This window comes from uncultured Bradyrhizobium sp., from assembly GCF_936943645.1.
GTDB lineage: Bacteria > Pseudomonadota > Alphaproteobacteria > Rhizobiales > Xanthobacteraceae > Bradyrhizobium.
On the sequence record NZ_CAKZJO010000015.1, the window covers coordinates 36,034 to 52,741 of the forward strand.

General features: G+C 65.4%; 16 protein-coding genes. 11 read left to right on the forward strand and 5 right to left on the reverse strand.

Features of this window, described 5'->3' with window-relative positions; genetic code table 11:
- Positions 1 to 263: 263 nt before the first annotated feature.
- Together ptsP and prfA are read left to right on the forward strand one after the other, a co-directional pair.
- On the forward strand, positions 264 to 2,531 hold the full coding sequence (ptsP, locus tag Q0743_RS01950; RefSeq protein ID WP_298239910.1) for a phosphoenolpyruvate--protein phosphotransferase: 2,268 nt from the start codon (positions 264 to 266) through the stop codon (positions 2,529 to 2,531).
- 58 nt (positions 2,532 to 2,589) lie between these two features.
- Positions 2,590 to 3,675, forward strand: a complete 1,086-nt coding sequence (gene prfA, locus Q0743_RS01955) for a peptide chain release factor 1 (protein WP_298239911.1) — start codon at positions 2,590 to 2,592, stop codon at positions 3,673 to 3,675.
- Positions 3,676 to 3,690: 15 nt separating this feature from the next.
- Here prfA and Q0743_RS01960 read toward each other — a convergent pair whose 3' ends face one another.
- Positions 3,691 to 4,170 (reverse strand): MarR family transcriptional regulator, encoded by a 480-nt coding sequence (locus Q0743_RS01960; protein ID WP_298239912.1) that lies wholly within the window; start codon positions 4,168 to 4,170, stop codon positions 3,691 to 3,693.
- A gap of 109 nt (positions 4,171 to 4,279) precedes the next feature.
- Positions 4,280 to 4,678 carry a hypothetical protein gene (locus Q0743_RS01965; RefSeq protein WP_298239913.1) on the reverse strand — a complete coding sequence of 133 codons (399 nt, stop codon included), beginning with the start codon at positions 4,676 to 4,678 and terminating at the stop codon, positions 4,280 to 4,282.
- Positions 4,679 to 5,132: 454 nt separating this feature from the next.
- Here Q0743_RS01965 and Q0743_RS01970 point away from each other — a divergent pair, with 454 nt between their 5' ends.
- The 4 genes from Q0743_RS01970 (at position 5,133) to Q0743_RS01985 (ending at position 9,985) form a co-directional block, all read left to right on the forward strand.
- Entirely contained in the window at positions 5,133 to 6,464 is a 1,332-nt protein-coding gene (locus Q0743_RS01970) for a substrate-binding protein (protein WP_298239914.1), read from the forward strand.
- Between the two features lie 97 nt (positions 6,465 to 6,561).
- Positions 6,562 to 7,437 (forward strand): branched-chain amino acid ABC transporter permease, encoded by an 876-nt coding sequence (locus Q0743_RS01975; RefSeq protein ID WP_298239915.1) that lies wholly within the window; start codon positions 6,562 to 6,564, stop codon positions 7,435 to 7,437.
- A gap of 11 nt (positions 7,438 to 7,448) precedes the next feature.
- Complete coding sequence (locus Q0743_RS01980; RefSeq protein ID WP_298239916.1) at positions 7,449 to 9,290, forward strand: branched-chain amino acid ABC transporter ATP-binding protein/permease; 1,842 nt, start codon at positions 7,449 to 7,451, stop codon at positions 9,288 to 9,290.
- On the forward strand, positions 9,287 to 9,985 hold the full coding sequence (locus tag Q0743_RS01985) for an ABC transporter ATP-binding protein (RefSeq protein ID WP_298239917.1): 699 nt from the start codon (positions 9,287 to 9,289) through the stop codon (positions 9,983 to 9,985). Before Q0743_RS01980 ends, Q0743_RS01985 begins: the two co-directional genes overlap by 4 nt.
- On the opposite strand, the gene Q0743_RS01990 is transcribed toward Q0743_RS01985, so the two are convergent.
- A complete protein-coding gene (locus Q0743_RS01990; protein ID WP_298239918.1) occupies positions 9,986 to 10,411 on the reverse strand; it encodes an HIT domain-containing protein in 426 nt (141 codons plus the stop codon).
- Positions 10,412 to 10,501: 90 nt separating this feature from the next.
- Here Q0743_RS01990 and prmC point away from each other — a divergent pair, with 90 nt between their 5' ends.
- Together prmC and Q0743_RS02000 are read left to right on the forward strand one after the other, a co-directional pair.
- Positions 10,502 to 11,398, forward strand: a complete 897-nt coding sequence (gene prmC, locus Q0743_RS01995; RefSeq protein WP_298239919.1) for a peptide chain release factor N(5)-glutamine methyltransferase — start codon at positions 10,502 to 10,504, stop codon at positions 11,396 to 11,398.
- Positions 11,399 to 11,862: 464 nt separating this feature from the next.
- Positions 11,863 to 12,639: a DUF4167 domain-containing protein gene (locus Q0743_RS02000; RefSeq protein WP_298239920.1), complete on the forward strand. Its 777-nt coding sequence runs from the start codon at positions 11,863 to 11,865 to the stop codon at positions 12,637 to 12,639.
- 58 nt (positions 12,640 to 12,697) lie between these two features.
- Here Q0743_RS02000 and Q0743_RS02005 read toward each other — a convergent pair whose 3' ends face one another.
- On the reverse strand, positions 12,698 to 13,444 hold the full coding sequence (locus tag Q0743_RS02005) for a methyltransferase domain-containing protein (protein WP_298239921.1): 747 nt from the start codon (positions 13,442 to 13,444) through the stop codon (positions 12,698 to 12,700).
- A gap of 108 nt (positions 13,445 to 13,552) precedes the next feature.
- Between Q0743_RS02005 and gloB the strand changes: the two genes are divergently transcribed.
- From gloB to Q0743_RS02020, 3 genes are all read left to right on the forward strand, one after another.
- Complete coding sequence (gene gloB / locus Q0743_RS02010) at positions 13,553 to 14,320, forward strand: hydroxyacylglutathione hydrolase (RefSeq protein WP_298239922.1); 768 nt, start codon at positions 13,553 to 13,555, stop codon at positions 14,318 to 14,320.
- Positions 14,321 to 14,342: 22 nt separating this feature from the next.
- The gene (locus Q0743_RS02015) at positions 14,343 to 14,765 is read left to right on the forward strand and encodes a cupin domain-containing protein (protein ID WP_298239923.1); all 423 of its coding nucleotides are present in this window, start codon (positions 14,343 to 14,345) and stop codon (positions 14,763 to 14,765) included.
- Positions 14,766 to 14,840: 75 nt separating this feature from the next.
- Positions 14,841 to 15,524 (forward strand): flavin reductase family protein, encoded by a 684-nt coding sequence (locus Q0743_RS02020; RefSeq protein WP_298239926.1) that lies wholly within the window; start codon positions 14,841 to 14,843, stop codon positions 15,522 to 15,524.
- 288 nt (positions 15,525 to 15,812) lie between these two features.
- On the opposite strand, the gene Q0743_RS02025 is transcribed toward Q0743_RS02020, so the two are convergent.
- Positions 15,813 to 16,682: an EamA family transporter gene (locus Q0743_RS02025; RefSeq protein ID WP_298239924.1), complete on the reverse strand. Its 870-nt coding sequence runs from the start codon at positions 16,680 to 16,682 to the stop codon at positions 15,813 to 15,815.
- Between the last annotated feature and the right edge of the window lie 26 nt (positions 16,683 to 16,708).

Consider the following 16,708-nt stretch of genomic DNA (forward strand, 5'->3'; position numbering starts at 1 on the left):
CGGTCGCAGCAAACGCTGAGGTCTCCACACATTCGCGTTTGGCAGGCGTTTTGCTTGGCAAAACAAGCCCCAATTCGCTATACGGCGAACAGGGTGGGCTGCCGCAGACTGTGTCCCAGTTCAGGCCGCTGATTCGGTGCAAGCACTAAAGAAGATTGGGTTTGCGCCTGCGCCGGACGAACAATTTGATTGTTTTTCTGGAATTTTGGGCCAGCCGCCGGCCGATACCGCCGGGCCCGGCAGACGGAGGAGATTGACGGTTCATGCGGAGCACGTCGGGAGGTCCCCGCGTCTTGTTGAGACGGCTCCGCGAGACCATGGCGGAGCAGGTCTCGGCCCAGGAGCGGCTGGACAAGATCGTGGTGCTGATCGCCGCCAACATGGTGGCCGAGGTGTGCTCGGTCTATGTGCTGCGCATCGACAACACGCTCGAGCTCTACGCCACCGAAGGTCTCAACCGCGAGGCGGTGCACCACACCGTGCTGAGCGCCCATGAGGGCCTGGTCGGCCTCGTCGCCAGCGAGGCGACGCCGCTCAACCTGAGCGATGCGCAGAGCCATCCGGCCTTCTCGTTCCGCCCCGAGACCGGCGAAGAAATCTACCACTCCTTCCTCGGCGTGCCGATCCTGCGGGCCGGCAACACGCTCGGCGTGCTGGTGGTGCAGAACCGCGCCAAGCGCAATTATGTCGAGGAGGAGCTCGAGGCGCTGCAGACCACCGCGATGGTGCTGGCCGAGCTGATCGCCTCCGGCGAGCTCTCCGCGCTGGCCCAGCCGGGCCAGGAGCCGGCCGCGCGCCATTCCGCGCAGAAGGTCGGCGCCATCCTCTCGGAAGGCATCGCGCTCGGCCATGTCGTGCTGCACGAGCCACGCGTCGTCATCAAGGACTACATCGCCGAGGACCTGCCGAAGGAAATCAAGCGGCTCGACACCGCGCTCGCCAAGCTGCGCGCCGATCTCGACCGCATGCTGGAGCGCGGCGACGTCGCCGAGGGCGGCGAGCATCGCGAGGTGCTGGAAGCCTACCGAATGTTCGCCAACGACCAGGGCTGGTCGCACAAGCTGCATGAGGCGGTCGCCACGGGCCTCACCGCGGAAGCCGCGGTCGAGCGCGTGCAGTCAGACACGCGCGCGCGCATGCTGCGCTCGACCGATCCCTATTTGCGCGACCGGCTGCACGATCTGGAGGATCTCGGCTACCGCCTGATGCGGCAGCTGGTCGGCCAGGACCACGCGCCGTCACGCGAACAACTGCCCGACAACGCCATCGTCATCGCGCGCGCGATGGGCCCGGCGGCGCTGCTCGACTACGACCGCAAGCGCCTGCGCGGCATCGTGCTGGAAGAGGGCACCGCCAATTCCCACGTCTCGATCGTGGCGCGCGCACTCGGCATCCCCGCGGTCGGCGAAGTCCCGAACGCGCCCGGCATTGCCGATCCCGGCGATGCCATCATCGTCGACGGCACCTCGGGCTCGATCTATGTGCGCCCCTCGCAGGAGGTCGAAGCGGCTTTCGCCGAGCGCGTGCGCTTCCGCGCCCGCCGCCAGGCGCAGTACCTCGCGCTGCGCGACCGGCCCTGCGTCACCAGGGACGGCCAGAAGGTCGAGCTGATGATCAACGCAGGGCTCGCGATCGACCTGCCGCATATCGAGGACACCGGCAGCGCCGGCATCGGCCTGTTCCGCACCGAGCTGCAATTCATGGTGGGCCAGAGCCTGCCGCGCACCAGCGACCAGCTGGCGCTCTATCGCACCGTGCTCGATGCCGCCGGCACCAAGCCCGTCACCTTCCGCACCCTCGACATCGGCGGCGACAAGGCGCTGCCCTATATGGAAGCGGTGATCGAGGAAAATCCCGCGCTCGGCTGGCGCGCGATCCGGCTCGGGCTGGACCGTCCCGGCCTGTTGCGCGGCCAGATCCGCGCGCTACTGCGCGCCGGCGGCGGCCGCGCGCTGCGCATCATGTTCCCGATGATCTCGGAGGTCGCCGAGTTCGATTCAGCCAAGGCACTGGTGGAGCGCGAGCTGACTTATCTGCGCCAGCACGGCCACACGCTGCCTGAGCGTATCGACATCGGCACCATGGTCGAGGTTCCCGCGCTGCTCTATCAGCTCGACGAGCTCTTGCGGAAGGTTGACTTCATCTCGGTCGGCTCCAACGATCTGTTCCAGTTCCTGTTCGCGGTCGACCGCGGCAATGCCAAGGTCTCCGAGCGCTTCGACACCATGTCGGCGCCGATCTTGCGCGCGCTGCGCGAGATCTCGCGCAAGTGCCAGGCGGCGAAGAAGTCGCTCTCGCTCTGCGGCGAGATGGCGTCGAAGCCGATCGGCGCGCTGGCGCTGATCGCGCTGGGCTACCGCTCGCTGTCGCTTTCGGCGACCGCGCTCGGCCCGGTCAAGGCCATGGTCATCGATCTCGATGCCAGGAAGGCCGAAGCCATGCTCGGCCCGCTGCTGGACGCGCCGGCGGGCAGCGTCTCGATCCGGCAGAAGCTGACGGAATTTGCCGAGGCCGAAGGCTTGGCATTGTAGCGGGCCTGTCGCCCCCTCCCTGCCGCCCCGCCCCTTTTCCGCATTCGAGACCGTACCAATGTCGTCACTCCCCGAAGCCAAACTGGACGTCCTGCTCGCCCATCACGCCTCGCTCGAGGCCGAATCGCTGGGGCAGCTCGCCTCCGAACGCTATGTCCAGATCACGCGCGAGCTCGCCGAGCTCACGCCGCTGATCGAAGCGGTGAAGACCTACCGTTCCGCCGTCAAGGAGCTCGCCGACACCGAGGCGCTGATCGCCGATCCCGCAACCGATGCAGAGATGCGCGGCATGGCGGAAGCCGAACGCGACGAGCTGACGCCGAAGATCGAGGAGCTGGTCCAGAAGATCCGCGTCGCGCTGCTGCCCAAGGACGCCATGGACGATCGCAACGTGGTGCTGGAAATCCGCGCCGGCACCGGCGGCGACGAGGCCTCGCTGTTCGCCGGCGATCTGTTCCGGATGTACGAGCGCTTCGCTGCCCTGCAGGGCTGGAAGGTCGAGGTGATCTCGGCCAGCGAAGGCACCGTCGGCGGCTACAAGGAAATCATCGCGGAGGTGCAGGGCCGCGGCGCGTTCTCCAAGCTGAAATTCGAATCCGGCGTGCACCGCGTCCAGCGCGTGCCCGACACCGAGACGCAAGGCCGCATCCACACCTCGGCCGCGACGGTCGCCGTGCTGCCGGAGGTCGAGGACGTCGACGTCGAGATCAAGAACGACGACCTGCGCATCGAGACCATGCGCGCGCAGGGCGCCGGCGGCCAGCACGTCAACAAGACCGAATCGGCGATCCGCATCACCCACATTCCGACCGGCATCGTGGTGATGATGCAGGACAGCCGCTCGCAGCACAAGAACCGCGCCTCGGCGATGAACATCCTGCGCTCGCGCATCTACGACGCCGAGCGCCAGCGCGTCGACGCCGCGCGCTCGGCCGAGCGCAAGGAGAAGGTCGGCTCCGGCGACCGCTCCGAGCGCATCCGCACCTACAATTTCCCGCAAGGGCGCGTCACCGATCACCGCATCAACCTGACGCTCTACAAGCTGCCGCAGGTGATCGCCGGCGAAGCGCTCGGCGAGCTGACCGACGCGCTGACCACCGAGCATCAGGCCGCGCAGCTCGCCGCACAGGGCGCAGCGGCTTGACCTGCGGCGCGACGCTCAGTCCCCGCTGGCCTCTCCGAACGATTTCAACAGACGGCTCAGCGCCGGGCTCGCGGCGCGCCGGAGCTCCTCGAGGTTCTTCCGCGAGAGCGCCTGAAGCTTCTGCTCGCCCTTCTTCGTCAGCTTGAGATGTACGCGCCTGGCGTCTTCTGGATCGGCTACGCGGCTGACCAGCCCAAGCTTGGCCAATCGATCGATCAGCTCGACCGCGGAATGATGCCGTATCAGCAGGAACCGCGCCACATCACCGACGCTCGCGGGGCCGGGACGGACGAAGCCCTTGATCCCGAGCAGCGCTTGGTGCTGCGTCGGGGTAAGTCCCTGTTCCGCGGCCGCCATCTCGCTGAACGCCAGAAAACTCCGAATCTGGTAGCGAAACTGCGCGAGCGCCGCGTAATCGGAATCACGCATGGCGCTCGGCTTGCGCCCGTCCGACGTCACCGCTTTGGACCGCTGCACCTTCTTCGCCTGGACCATCGTAACCTCGACCATGCCGCCCGGCAGCGCGGAGGACATAGTCTAAAGTAGCAAACGGCCATACCGGAACCAACTGGCCGGGATCACGGATGCACAGCTATCCGAATGGCTATTCGAAGCTGGACAGCAGCATCTTCACCAGGATGACCTGGAATGCGATCGGGATGCGCACGCTCTTCCTCCGGATTGAGCGCTGCAATGCGCCGGCAACCTCTGCGCCGGTCAGGCTACCGGCCGACGCATTGGCGATCAGCTCGCCCCACATCTGCGCCAGCGAGCCGCCGGCCGGGATGACCGGGCTGATCGTCACCCCACACCCCTGCGCCCAGTCGACGATCTCCCGCATGGTATGAGGACCGCAATTACGTGCGGTCGCGAGGCGCTCGGCCGTCAGAGCGCGCAGCAATTTGCGCGAGGGCGACCAAGCTCCCTTCGGCGGCTGTTCGCCGGTGAGTTCGACCGCGAGTTCCTTCAGCACGTTCTGGGCCCGAACGCTGAGCTTCTGCATCGGGCAAGGCTCGCGCTTCGAACGAACGGTGCCAACGCCGAGCTCGTGCCGGCCAGTGAGGCGGTTGCGAGACCCGGCACTGCGGGAGGCATCGCCAAGTTGCGCCTCCCCGTGATGATTGTTTTCCTCCGTTGCCTGCCGCCCCGCCGCTTGCGGCCGTGCTTGTTGCTTCCGGGAACCCGCCACTGGTGATTGCCGCCTCATTTTCCTCCGCCGAACCCGCCAGCCTCGTACTCACAAAGACTAACATATATCGCTCTCCGATATGTTTTCACGCGATAATCTCGATCGTTCGACCAAAGGCGAAATTGACAGAACGTCTCTACAAGCCCTGTTTACGCACAAGAGCTACACGCGGACGTGACGTGCTCGGCGCGGGCAGGCTTTCGAGGCCAGCTTCCGTCGGCCGGGTCGTGCTTTGCCTACAAACAAGAACGATATCGGAGGAACCATAATGACTGACGATCCCATTCGCCGCGGTCTCTCACGCCGTGGCCTGCTCCAGACCACCGCAGGCCTCATCGGCGGCTCGGTGCTGCCGGCGATGCCGGCTTTTGCCGAGGACAAGCCGATCGGCACTTATCCCGCGGGCGTCTCGGGTTCCACCGCCTTCATCGGAATCTCGGTGCCGCGCACCGGCACCTATGCCGTGCAGGGCGAAGACGAGCTCAAGGGCTATCAACTCGCGATCGAGCACATCAACAGCGGTCACGACCTGATCAAGAAGATCTCGCCGAAGACCAGCAAGGGCGTGCTCGGCAAGGAGCTCAAGTTCGGCGTCGCGGATTCCGCGGCCAAACCGAACGAGGCCGTGCAGGCGCAGCAGCGCTTCATCAGCGAGAACAAGGCGATCATGATCACCGGCGGCACCTCGAGCGCCGTCGCGGTCGCGCTCAACAAGCTCGCCCAGCGCGAGAAGGTGATCTTCGTGTGCGGTATCTCCGGCTCGAACGACACCACCGGCAAGGACTGCGTCCGCTACGGCTTCCGCCAGAATTTCTTCGGCCAGACCGCCGCGGCGGCGATCGGGCCCGTCATGGTCAAGGAGTTCGGCAAGGGCAAGAAGGCTGCGTATCTCACGCCCGACTACACCTACGGTCACACCGTCACCAAGTCGATGCAGGACTTCCTTGCGACCGCCGGCTGGACCACCGTGACCAACCAGGTCGCGCCGCTCGGCGCGCCCGACTATTCCTCGTATCTGCTGAACGTCGCGAATTCCGGCGCCGACGTGCTGATCAACGTCAACTGGGGTCACGACGCGGTGCTGTCGACCCAGCAGGCCAAGCAGTTCGGCGTGCTCGACAAGATGAAGCTTGTGGTTCCTTATCAAGTGCCGTTCATCGCGCGCGAGACCGGCGGCTTGATGCAGGGCGTCTATGCCGCCACCGACTATTGGTGGACGCTCGAGGACAAATTCCCGCTCGCCAAGATGTTCAACGAGGCCTTCGAGAAGAAGTACGGCTACAAGCCGGAATGGGGTGCGGAGAACGCCTATGTCAGCTTCGCGCACTGGGCCCGCATGTGCGAGCAGGCCGGCAGCTTCAACCCACCCGACGTCATCAAGGCCTATGAGAAGGGCGAGACGATCCCCTCGCTCGTCGGCGACGTGCATTACCGTCCCGAAGACCATCAGTGCGTCCGCCCGGTGATCATCGTCAAGGGCAAGCAGCAGAAGGATATGAAGGGCAAGGAAGACTGGTACGACGTGGTCGACATCGTCCCGGGCGAAAGCCTGATGCAGAAGCCAGACGCCTTCGGCTGCCATCCCGGCGACTACAGCTGAGCCCGCGCCAACCCCAGTGACGCCGTGGGCTGCCTATGCTCCCGCGGCGTCACCTTTTTTGACGCGCTCTGCCGCGCGTCACAACAGTGACCATTTCATGATCAGTTGGCCCAATCTCGTTTCGCAGCTTTTCAACGGGCTGGCGCTCGGCGCGTTGCTCGCGCTGATCAGCTCCGGCCTGACCATCATCTACGGCACGCTCGGCGTGCTCAATCTCGCGCATGGCGCGATGTTCATGATCGGGGGCTATGCCGGCTTCGTCGCCTACCAGTACACGGAATCGTTCATCATCGCCGTGATCGCCGGCTCGCTGTTCGTGATGCTGCTTGGTGTTGCGATGGAGCGCCTCATCATCCGGCATTTCTATCATCGCCCGCACGAGGATCAGCTGCTCGTGACCTTCGGGCTCGGCATCTGCTTCGTCGAGCTGGTGCGCCTGATCTTCTCGAGCCAATCACAGCTGGTGCCGCCGCCGGCGCTGTTCCAGGGCATCACCAATCTCGGCTTCATGTTCTACCCGACCTATCGCCTCGCGGTGGTCGGCATCGTTGCGGTCGCGCTCGGCGCGTTGTTCCTCGTGCTGTACCGGACCCGGCTCGGCATGATCGTACGCGCCGGCATCGAGGACTCCGTGATGGTGGATTCGCTCGGCATCAACGTTTACCGCGTCTTCATGATCGTGTTCGGCATCGGCGCGATGGCGGCGGGCTTTGCCGGCATCGTCAACGCGCCGGTGGTGTCGCTGACGCCGGGCATCGGCGACGACATCCTGGTCCAGACCTTCGTGGTGGTGGTGATCGGCGGCGTCGGCTCCTTCCCCGGCGCGATCCTGGGCGGCCTGATCGCCGGCGAGATCATCAGCGTCACCTCCATGTTCAACCCCGGCTACGCCTATGTGATGCTGTTTGCGGCGATGACGCTCGTGCTCGTGGTGCGACCGCATGGCCTGCTCGGCGTCCAGGGCCGCGAATAAGCGATTTCCTGATGCTCAAGCAACGCCCGTTCCTGATCGAGACGCTGACCGCCATCGGACTGATCGCAGCGCCCTTCGTGCTGCCTCATCTCGGCTTCGCGCCCAATACCGTGAACCGGATCCTGGTCTGGGGCCTGTTCGGTCTCGGCTTCGACATCCTGTTTGGCTTCACCGGCTTGTTGTCGTTCGGCCAGTCCGCTTTCTACGGCACCGGCGGCTTCGTCGCCGCCTACCTCCTGACCCGGGCGGGCTTCGGCAACGTGCTGGGCGCACTGATCATCGGCATGATCGCGGCCGCCGCGACCGGCTATCTGATCGGACTGATCGCGCTGCGTCGTACCGGCATCTATTTCGCCATGATCACAGTGGCGATCGCGGAGGTGTTCTTCTTCGTCGAGTTCAATCCGCTCTCGGATTTCACCGGCGGCGAGAACGGCCTGCCGGGCGTGCCGACACCGAGCTTCGATCTCGGCTTCACCAGCATCCACTTCACCAACGGCTGGTCGCTCTATCAATTCATCGCGCTGTGCTACTTCATCGGCGTCATCATCGCGCTCAGGATCGTGCGCTCGCCGGTGGGAGCGATTCTGAGCGCGATCCGCGACAATCCGCTGCGTGCCACGGCGGTCGGCCACAACATCCACGGCTACAAGCTGACGGCCTTCGTGATCGCAGCCGCCTATGCCGGGTTTGCCGGCGGCCTGCTCGGCGTGCTCCAGGCCTTCATGCCGCCCGATGCCTTCACCTTCGACACCTCCGGCCAGCTGGTGATGCAGACCGCCATCGGCGGCCGCGGCACGTTGTTCGGACCGCTGGTCGGTGCGACCGTCTGGCTGTTCCTGCAGGATTTCCTCCAGTCCGCGCTGGGCCTCGGCGCCGCCTGGAAACTGGTGCTCGGTGTCGTATTCGTGCTGCTGGTCTGCTTCCTGCGCGGCGGCATCATCGGAGGGATTGCGGACCTCTATCGTCTCGCCTCCGGCAAGCGCAGGCGGACGGAAGCAGAGACCGAAGCTGAGGACGCCGGAGCGACACAACAACCGGCGCCGGCGCCGATGCAGGCCAAGGAGGTCGAGCATCCCGCCTATTCCGGGCCGATCCTGAAGGCCACGGGTCTCACCAAGCGCTATGGTGGCCTCGTCGCCAACAGCGACATCGATTTCAGCGTCAACCAGGGCGAGCTTCGCGGCATCATCGGCCCCAACGGCGCCGGCAAGTCGACCTTCTTCAAGATGTTGACCTGCGAGATCGCGCCGACGTCGGGCCAGATCGTGTTCGAAGGCCGCGACATCACGGGGTTGAAGGTCACCGAGGTTTGCCAGCTCGGCCTCACCAAGAGCTACCAGGTCAACCAGCTCTTCACCGGCCTCACGGTTCGCCAGAACCTGACGATCGCCGCGCTCGCCGAGCTGCGCGGAAAATTCCGGCTCGACCTGTTCCGCAAGCTCTCCAGCGTCAAGGGCCTGACCGAGCAGGTCGAGCACACGCTGGCACTGGTCAATCTGGCCCGCCGCGCCGACACGCCCGTGTCCGAGCTCGCCTATGGCGAGAAACGCAGGCTGGAGATCGGACTTGCGCTCGCGACCTCGCCGCGCCTGCTGCTGCTCGACGAGCCGCTTGCCGGCATGAGCCCGCGCGAGCGGGTCGAGACCGTCAAGCTGCTCAAGTCGATCGCGCGCGGCCGCACCATGATCATCATCGATCACGACATGGATTCGCTGTTCGAGCTGGTCGAGCGCGTCACCGTGCTCCAGGAAGGCCGCGTGCTGGTCTCCGGCACGCCCGAAGAAATCAAGACCAACACCGCGGTGCAGGAAGCCTATCTCGGCGGCGTCCACGGAGAGATCGCCGCATGAGCCTGATCGAGGTCAACGGCCTGAACAGCTATTACGGCGATTCGCACATCCTGTTCGACGTCTCGATGCATGTCGAACGCCACGAGGTGGTGGCCCTGCTCGGCCGCAATGGCGCCGGAAAGAGCACCACGCTGAAGAGCCTGATGGGCGTCGTGACGCCCCGCAGCGGCAGCGTGAAGTTCGACGGCGTCAATGTCGCTGGACGCAGGAGCCACAAGATCGCGCAGGCGGGCATGCAGCTCGTGCACGAGGAGCGCCGGATCTTCGGCAGCCTGTCGGTGGAGGAAAACATCACCCTTGCCGGCATCACCGCGCCGAAACGCTGGCCGCTCGGCCGCATCTACGAGATGTTTCCCCGGCTGAAGGAGCGGCGCACCAACCGCGGCACCGAGCTTTCCGGCGGCGAGCAGCAGATGCTCGCGATCGCGCGGGCGCTGGTGCGCGATCCCAAGATCGTGCTGCTGGACGAGCCGTTCGAGGGCCTTGCGCCCGTGATCGTCCACGATCTCGTCAAGGCCTGCCGCGAGCTGGCGGCCGCCGGCCAGACCATCGTGCTGGTCGAGCAAAATCTCGCGGCAACGCTGGCGCTGGCGAGCCGGATCTACATCATCAACAACGGCCACATCGTGCATGAGGGGCCGGCGCAGGAGCTGAAAGCCCAGCCGGAACTGCTGCAGCGCTATCTCGGCGTTTGATCAGCCGGCGAGCGCTGCGATCATCCGCCTGGCGTGATCGGCCAGCACGGCCATGTCTTCCTTGCGCGTCTGCGCCGGCAAGAGCTCGATACCGGACCTGACCGGCATGACGTGCATGTGCAGGTGAAAGACCACCTGCCCGCTGGCCGGCTCGCTGAATTGCTGCAGGATGATGCCCTCGGCGTCGAACGCCCTCATCGCCGCAATCGCGACGCGCCTGGCCGTTCTGGCGACCGCGGCGAGATCATCCTCGGCGATGTCGAGGATGCCGCGTGCCGGCGCTCGGGGAATGACCAGCGTGTGCCCCGGTGAGCGCGGCATGATGTCGAGGAAGGCAAAGCTGCGCTCGTCCCCGAAAACCTCGAAGCAGGGAATCTCGCCGCGCAGGATCTTTGCGAAAACGTTCTGATCGTCATAGGCCGTCATGAATCCGCTCCACGCTCGCGAGGCACGATCAAACGCGCTCGTTTCCGTTGACGCAAGCAAGCCCGCCGATCTATCCACGATGCCGGCAGGATGGTTCCATTGACGACAGGCTTCGATCCCGGACACAGCATAGAGAGTGCGCGGCGCGCCCTCACCGCGCGGCTGCGATCGGCCGGCATCGAGGAGCCTGCCCTCGATGCGCGTCTGCTCGTCGGCGCAGCTCTGCAGCTTGATCTGACCGGCATGGTGACGCAGGCCACGCGACACCTCACGCCTGAGGAGGCCGCGCGTCTCGAACAATATGCGCAGCGCCGGCTCGCCCGTGAACCGGTCGCGCGCATCCTCGGCGCGCGGGAGTTCTGGGGATTGCCGTTCCGGTTGTCCGAGGCGACCCTGGTGCCACGGCCGGACACCGAGACCGTTGTCGAGCTGGCGCTCGATATTTTTCGCGGGCTCGCGATATCGGGACGGTCGCCGCGAATCGCCGACATCGGCACCGGCTCCGGCGCAATCCTGCTCGCGCTGTTGCACGAAATTCCCGATGCCTTCGGCGTCGGCACCGATCTCAGCCTCACCGCCCTCGGCACCGCGCGAGGCAATGCCGCCGCGCTCGGCCTTGCCGGCCGCGCCGCTTTCGTCGCCTGCTCCTATGCGTCGGCGCTGCGCGGCCCGTTCGACCTCATCGTGTCGAACCCGCCCTATATCCCCTCGGCCGAAATCCCGACATTGAGCCTCGAGGTGCGCGAGCACGATCCGCATCTGGCGCTCGACGGCGGCAATGACGGATATGACGCCTACCGCGCCCTGATCCCGCAGGCGAGCGAGCGTCTCGCCAGCGGCGGCGCACTGATCGTCGAGGCCGGCCAAGGCCAGGCCAGAAATATCGAAACCCTGATGGTCGGCGCCGGGTTAACGCCGGACAGGCCGCCCAAGGCCGACCTGGCGGGCATTCCGCGGGCCGTTTCGGCCCGAAAAATGCCCCCATAAAAGCCGGATTGGCTTGCAAAAAGCTCTTGGAATATCCCTTGGGAACGACTACGTTCCGGTCAACACATCGGTGCCGGCCCCGTAGACCTACGGGCGAAAGCCGGGCTCTCGGGCGAGAGCTTTACTGATTAAAGGTTCCAAGCCGCAGGTCCTGTTGAGCGCGATGGCCATTGGAGCTGCGCTGCTCTCCGACCGCAAAGTGAACGAAAGCCTGATATTGCGCTTGAAGACTTACGCAACAAAGCTGGGCTTGTTTCGGCAGGCAAAATGAATGGGTTCGCTGGCGATCAGTGCTGGCGGGTGGGGAACGCGTCTTTGTTGAGCGCGACGGTCGACGAACATCGGCAGGGATCAATCCGCTCTGGTGCGCTGGTCGCGCGCGGGCGATGTGATCCGCTGTCACCAGGTCACTCCGAGCTATCAGTAATGCGTGCAACCTTTAGGGCTGGAATTAAAGGCAGGACATGAGAAACGGTCAGAACAAGCAGCGGATGCGCAACCGCAACAACAACAATAACAACAACCGGCGCAGCCAGAACCCGATGACCCGGGTCTACGAATCCAACGGACCCGACATCAAGATCCGCGGCACCGCCTCGCACATCGCCGAAAAATATCTGCAGCTCGCGCGCGACGCGCGTTCCTCCGGCGACCCTGTTGCGGCCGAGAACTACTACCAGCATGCCGAGCATTATTTCCGCCTGATCGCGGCCGCCCAGGAGCAGTTCCGCCAGAACCAGCAGCCGCGCGGCGACGAGCCCGTCAGCAGCCATAGCGACGACGGCGAAGATGACGGCGAGAATTTCTCGAATTTCGGCCAGGAGCCGGGCTTCGTCCCGCAGCCGCAGCAGCAACAGCCCTTCATGCGCGAGCGCGACGGCCAGCGCGAGCATCATCAGCGCGACCATCAGCAGCGCGACAACCAGCAGCCGCGCGAGCATCGCGAACGCGACCATCGCCCGCAGCCGCAATACCAGCCCCAACCGCAATATCAGCCGCAGCCTGCCAACCAGCCGCAGCCCGTCATCGGCGACGCCGGCAGCGTCGATCGCCTGCCCTCCTTCATCACCGGCGCGCAGCCGCAGGCGAATAACGGCGCCAATGGCAATCAGCCCGGATTCGAGGGTGGCGGCGGCGGTGGCGAACGCTATCCGCGACGGCGGCGCCGGCCGCATGGCCCGCGCCCCGAGCGCGAGGCAGCTCCGGCGGCCTCGAGCGACGATCTCGCACCCGGCGAGTGAGCTTGGTCTGATGATTTGAACTGCAAACGTCCCGGCCTCGCGCCGGGACGTTTTGTTTTCAGCTGCGTGTCACCGTGGTCGAGGACGGCACCAGCACCGGCTTGGCCAGCGAGGGAATCAGCCGCGCCCGTTCGCGCTTGGCCGGGATTGCGCGATAGACCTGCTTGGTGGCCTCGACGATGTGCACGCCGGCAAAGGGCAGCGACAGCGCCGCGCCGGCACGCTCCCACATCTGCGCCGATTTCAGCACCCAGCCACCGGCATAGGGCGGCATGAACAGCGCTTCGCCCCATGCGGTCGGCGTGAACCAGGTCTGGCGCAAGAGGTCGGTGATCTGCGAGCGTGAATAGGGCCGGCCGTGACCGAACGGCGTGCTGTCGGTGCGGGTCCACACCCCGCGCCGATTCGGGATCACCGCGATCACGCGGCCCGAGGGCGACAGCACCCGCCACACCTCGCGCAGCAGCGCGGCCGGATCGTCCGACATCTCCAGCGCGTGGATCAAAAGGATGCGGTCGACCGCGGCGTCGGGAAGCGGCAGCGAGAATTCGTCGACCAGCGAGGCCAGCGCCGGACGTCCCGTCGGCCATTTCAGGACGCCCTGGGCCGCCGGCATGAAGGCGATGCAGCGCTCGGCATCCTCCCGAAACAACCCCAGATAGGGCGTGGGATAGCCGATGCCGAGCACGCGCTGGCCTTGCGCGCCCGGCCAGCGCTGCCTGATGCCGCGGTTGATCATTTGCCGTGCCACGATCCCGAGGCGGCGGGAATAGAACTCGCGGAGGTCGACGACGTCGATTGTCATGACCGCAATGTAACATGCGCCGGGCTCCGCCTGCGCGCGGAATATTGCATTGCCTGCGCAACGTTAACGCCATATTTGTCTGGCGGGGCTGAGCGCGATGGAGATGACATGGCCGCCGAAATTCGTACTTTCAGCTGTTTAAACGACAATTTCGGTTATCTGATCCACGATCCGGAAACCGGGGCGACAGCGTCGATCGACGCGCCGGAGGCCGGCCCGATCCTGAAGGCGCTCGACCGCGAGGGCTGGCAGCTCACCGACATCCTGATCACCCATCATCACGGCGATCATGTCGGCGGGGTCGCCGAGCTCAAGCAAAAATACAATTGCCGCGTCGTCGCGCCGCACGACAAGGCGGCGAAGATCGCGGACGTAGATCTGCGCGTCGCCAATGCCGACGTGGTCAAGATCGGCAATCTGCTGGCGCGCGTGCTGGAGACGCCCGGCCACACGCTCGACCACGTCTCCTACGTGTTCGACAACGAGAAGACGGTGTTCGCCGCCGACACGCTGTTCTCGATCGGCTGCGGACGGGTGTTCGAGGGCACCTACCCGATGATGTGGGATTCGCTGCTGAAGCTGCGTGCCCTGCCCGACGACTTCAAGCTCTATTGCGGCCACGAATACACGGCGTCCAACGTCAAGTTCGCCCTCACCGTCGAGCCCGACAATGCGGCGCTCCAGGCGCGCGCAGCCGAGGTGGCGAAGCTGCGGGCCGAGAACAAGCCGACCATTCCCACGCTGCTCGGCGAGGAGAAGCGGGCCAACGTGTTCCTGCGTGCCGACGAGCCGCAAGTCGCAGCCAAGCTGCACATGAAGGGCGCGGACGCCGCCGCGGTGTTCGGCGAGCTGCGCGAACGCAAGAATAAATCCTGAAAACAAAGTCTCGACCGGATCAATGCCGACTGCAGCCGAGATCATCGCACGCCTCGAATTGCGGCCCCATCCCGAGGGCGGTCACTACCGCGAGACGTTCCGCGATCAGGCCACGGACGCCAACGGACGTTCGCGCTCGACGCTGATCTACTTCCTGCTCGCGCGCGGCGAGCGTTCGCACTGGCATCGCGTCGATGCCGTCGAGACGTGGCACTATTACGCCGGCAGCTCCTTGATGCTCCGCATCGCCCATGACGGCTGCTCGCAGCACGAGGTGCGGCTGGGCACCGACCTCGCCAATGGCGAACGGCCGCAGGCGATCGTGCCGGCACAGGCCTGGCAGATGGCGGCGACCACCGGCGAGTGGACGCTGGTCGGCTGCACCGTGGCACCTGCGTTCGAGTTCGCAGGCTTCGAGCTCGCACCAAAAGGCTGGGAGCCGTAGGTCGTGATCCGGAATCGGGTGGGTTCAATCCGCTTCCGGCTCTAGGACGGCGCTTCCAGTCAAGAGGAGCGCATGATGCACGGAACACTCGGTCCTTCGGCCGTCCAGATCGACCCCGCGATTTTGTATTTCGGAACACCCGTCGTCCTGATCGGGACGACCAATGAGGATGGCTCGTACAATCTCGCGCCGATGTCCTCGGCCTGGTGGGTCGGATGGCGCTGCATGCTCGGGCTCGCCCGCAATTCCAAGACCACCGAGAACATGATTCGCACCGGCGAATGCGCGCTCAACCTGCCGTCGGCCGATCTCGTCGCTGCGGTTGACCGCCTCGCCCGCACCACAGGCTCGGATCCCGTGCCTCCCGGAAAACGCCATCGCGGCTACCGGCACGAGAAGGACAAGTTCGGCCTCAGTGGATTGAGGGCACAATTGGGCGAAACGGTCAGCGCTCCGCGCGCTGCCGAGTGCCCGGTGCAGATGGAAGCGAAAGTCGCTTATGTGCACGAGATGGCGCAGGACGACGCGATCTGGCGCGGCAATCTGGCTGCGATCGAGCTCCGCATCACGCGCGTGCATGCCCACCCCGAGATCATGATGGAGAGCGTGCCCAACCGCATCGATCCCGACAAATGGCGACCGCTGATCCTCAGCTTCCAGGAATTCTACGGCCTGACGCCGCAGCGCCTGCAGCGCTCCGAGCTCGGACAGATTCCCGAGGCGATGTATCGGCCGCCGGGCTGGCAGCCGGCGCTGTAGTCGCAGATCAATCCTGGTCGGCTGGAAAGGGCTTCCGCACGGGTACTCGGCGAACGAGCTTTGTCGGAAGCTTTTCGTAGGCCGGCCGATAACCGCTGGCTCGATATTCTCTTTCTGTCAGCTGGATGAAGGATTTCCCATCGGTTATCGTAACCGTCTCGGGCCGGCCGCTCACGGCTTCGTTCCGATGAATGCCTGTGAACGTTTCGGACGGAGCGCTGACTTGCGCGACGACACTTGTGGCAGAGAGCACCACGGCCAACATCAACAGTGTGGCGAACGAGCGGATCATCGCCTCCGCAGCACCATGTCCTTGGCCGCGATCAGGCCGCCGCCGGCGATGAGGATCGCGGCGATCGCGATGTTGGCGCTGGCCGTGGCAAAACCGGCGGCAATGAGGAAGCCGGTCGAGAGCAGCGGCGTTGCATAGGAGGCGGCGCCGAGCACGCGGATATCACCGCGCTTCATGCCGATGTCCCAGGCGTAGAACGCGGCGCCGACGGGGCCGATGCCGAGCGCAATCACCGCGAGCCATTGCAGCGTGGTCTCCGGCCAGACCGTCGTTTCCACCACGCCATGCATCAGCGCGGCCAGCACCGAGGTGGCGAGGCAGAAGCCGGCGACGGCGTCGGTCGGCACTGCCTTCAGGCGGCGTGACAGCACCGAATAGGCGGCCCAGACGAACGCGGCAACGAAGGCCGCAATCAGTCCCGGCACCGCCCCCGGCGCGAAGCCGCTGGTGTTGCCGGCGAACAGCAACACGGTGCCGACGAGCCCGAGCACCGCGCCGATGATGTGATGCGGCGCGAGTCGTTCGCCCGGCAGGAACGACGAGAACAGCACGATCAGAAGCGGCCACATGTAGTTCAGAAGGCCGGCTTCGGCCGGCGGCGCAAAGCGCAGCGCCAGAAAATACAGTGCGTGATAGCCGAACAGGCCGCCGACGCCGACGACCCAGACGACGAGCGGCTGGCGCAGGCTCTTCGCCGCATCGCCGCGGCCGATCCAGGTCAGCAGGCCGACGAGGCCGCCGATCGCAAACGTCATCGCAGCGAGCTGGAACGCGGGGATCTTTCCGGTCGCAACCGTCATCACCGAGAGCAGCGACCACATCAGGATCGCAGTCAAACCGATCAGTGTGGCGGTACGGGGAGTCATTGGCCAATTTCCGTCGTGGCCGGGCT

Excerpts from the sequence above, each read along its gene's own strand:
- Q0743_RS01970 (WP_298239914.1), top strand. The coding sequence starts at position 5,133 with ATGACTGACGATCCCATTCGCCGCGGTCTCTCACGCCGTGGCCTGCTC.
- prmC (WP_298239919.1), top strand. The coding sequence starts at position 10,502 with ATGGTTCCATTGACGACAGGCTTCGATCCCGGACACAGCATAGAGAGT.
- Q0743_RS01960 (WP_298239912.1), bottom strand. The coding sequence starts at position 4,170 with ATGGTCCAGGCGAAGAAGGTGCAGCGGTCCAAAGCGGTGACGTCGGAC.
- Q0743_RS02020 (WP_298239926.1), top strand. The coding sequence starts at position 14,841 with ATGCACGGAACACTCGGTCCTTCGGCCGTCCAGATCGACCCCGCGATT.
- Q0743_RS02005 (WP_298239921.1), bottom strand. The coding sequence starts at position 13,444 with ATGACAATCGACGTCGTCGACCTCCGCGAGTTCTATTCCCGCCGCCTC.
- Q0743_RS01975 (WP_298239915.1), top strand. The coding sequence starts at position 6,562 with ATGATCAGTTGGCCCAATCTCGTTTCGCAGCTTTTCAACGGGCTGGCG.
- Q0743_RS01985 (WP_298239917.1), top strand. The coding sequence starts at position 9,287 with ATGAGCCTGATCGAGGTCAACGGCCTGAACAGCTATTACGGCGATTCG.
- Q0743_RS02025 (WP_298239924.1), bottom strand. The coding sequence starts at position 16,682 with ATGACTCCCCGTACCGCCACACTGATCGGTTTGACTGCGATCCTGATG.
- Q0743_RS02000 (WP_298239920.1), top strand. The coding sequence starts at position 11,863 with ATGAGAAACGGTCAGAACAAGCAGCGGATGCGCAACCGCAACAACAAC.
- Q0743_RS01965 (WP_298239913.1), bottom strand. The coding sequence starts at position 4,678 with ATGCAGAAGCTCAGCGTTCGGGCCCAGAACGTGCTGAAGGAACTCGCG.
- Q0743_RS01990 (WP_298239918.1), bottom strand. The coding sequence starts at position 10,411 with ATGACGGCCTATGACGATCAGAACGTTTTCGCAAAGATCCTGCGCGGC.
- ptsP (WP_298239910.1), top strand. The coding sequence starts at position 264 with ATGCGGAGCACGTCGGGAGGTCCCCGCGTCTTGTTGAGACGGCTCCGC.
- Q0743_RS02015 (WP_298239923.1), top strand. The coding sequence starts at position 14,343 with ATGCCGACTGCAGCCGAGATCATCGCACGCCTCGAATTGCGGCCCCAT.
- gloB (WP_298239922.1), top strand. The coding sequence starts at position 13,553 with ATGGCCGCCGAAATTCGTACTTTCAGCTGTTTAAACGACAATTTCGGT.
- prfA (WP_298239911.1), top strand. The coding sequence starts at position 2,590 with ATGTCGTCACTCCCCGAAGCCAAACTGGACGTCCTGCTCGCCCATCAC.
- Q0743_RS01980 (WP_298239916.1), top strand. The coding sequence starts at position 7,449 with ATGCTCAAGCAACGCCCGTTCCTGATCGAGACGCTGACCGCCATCGGA.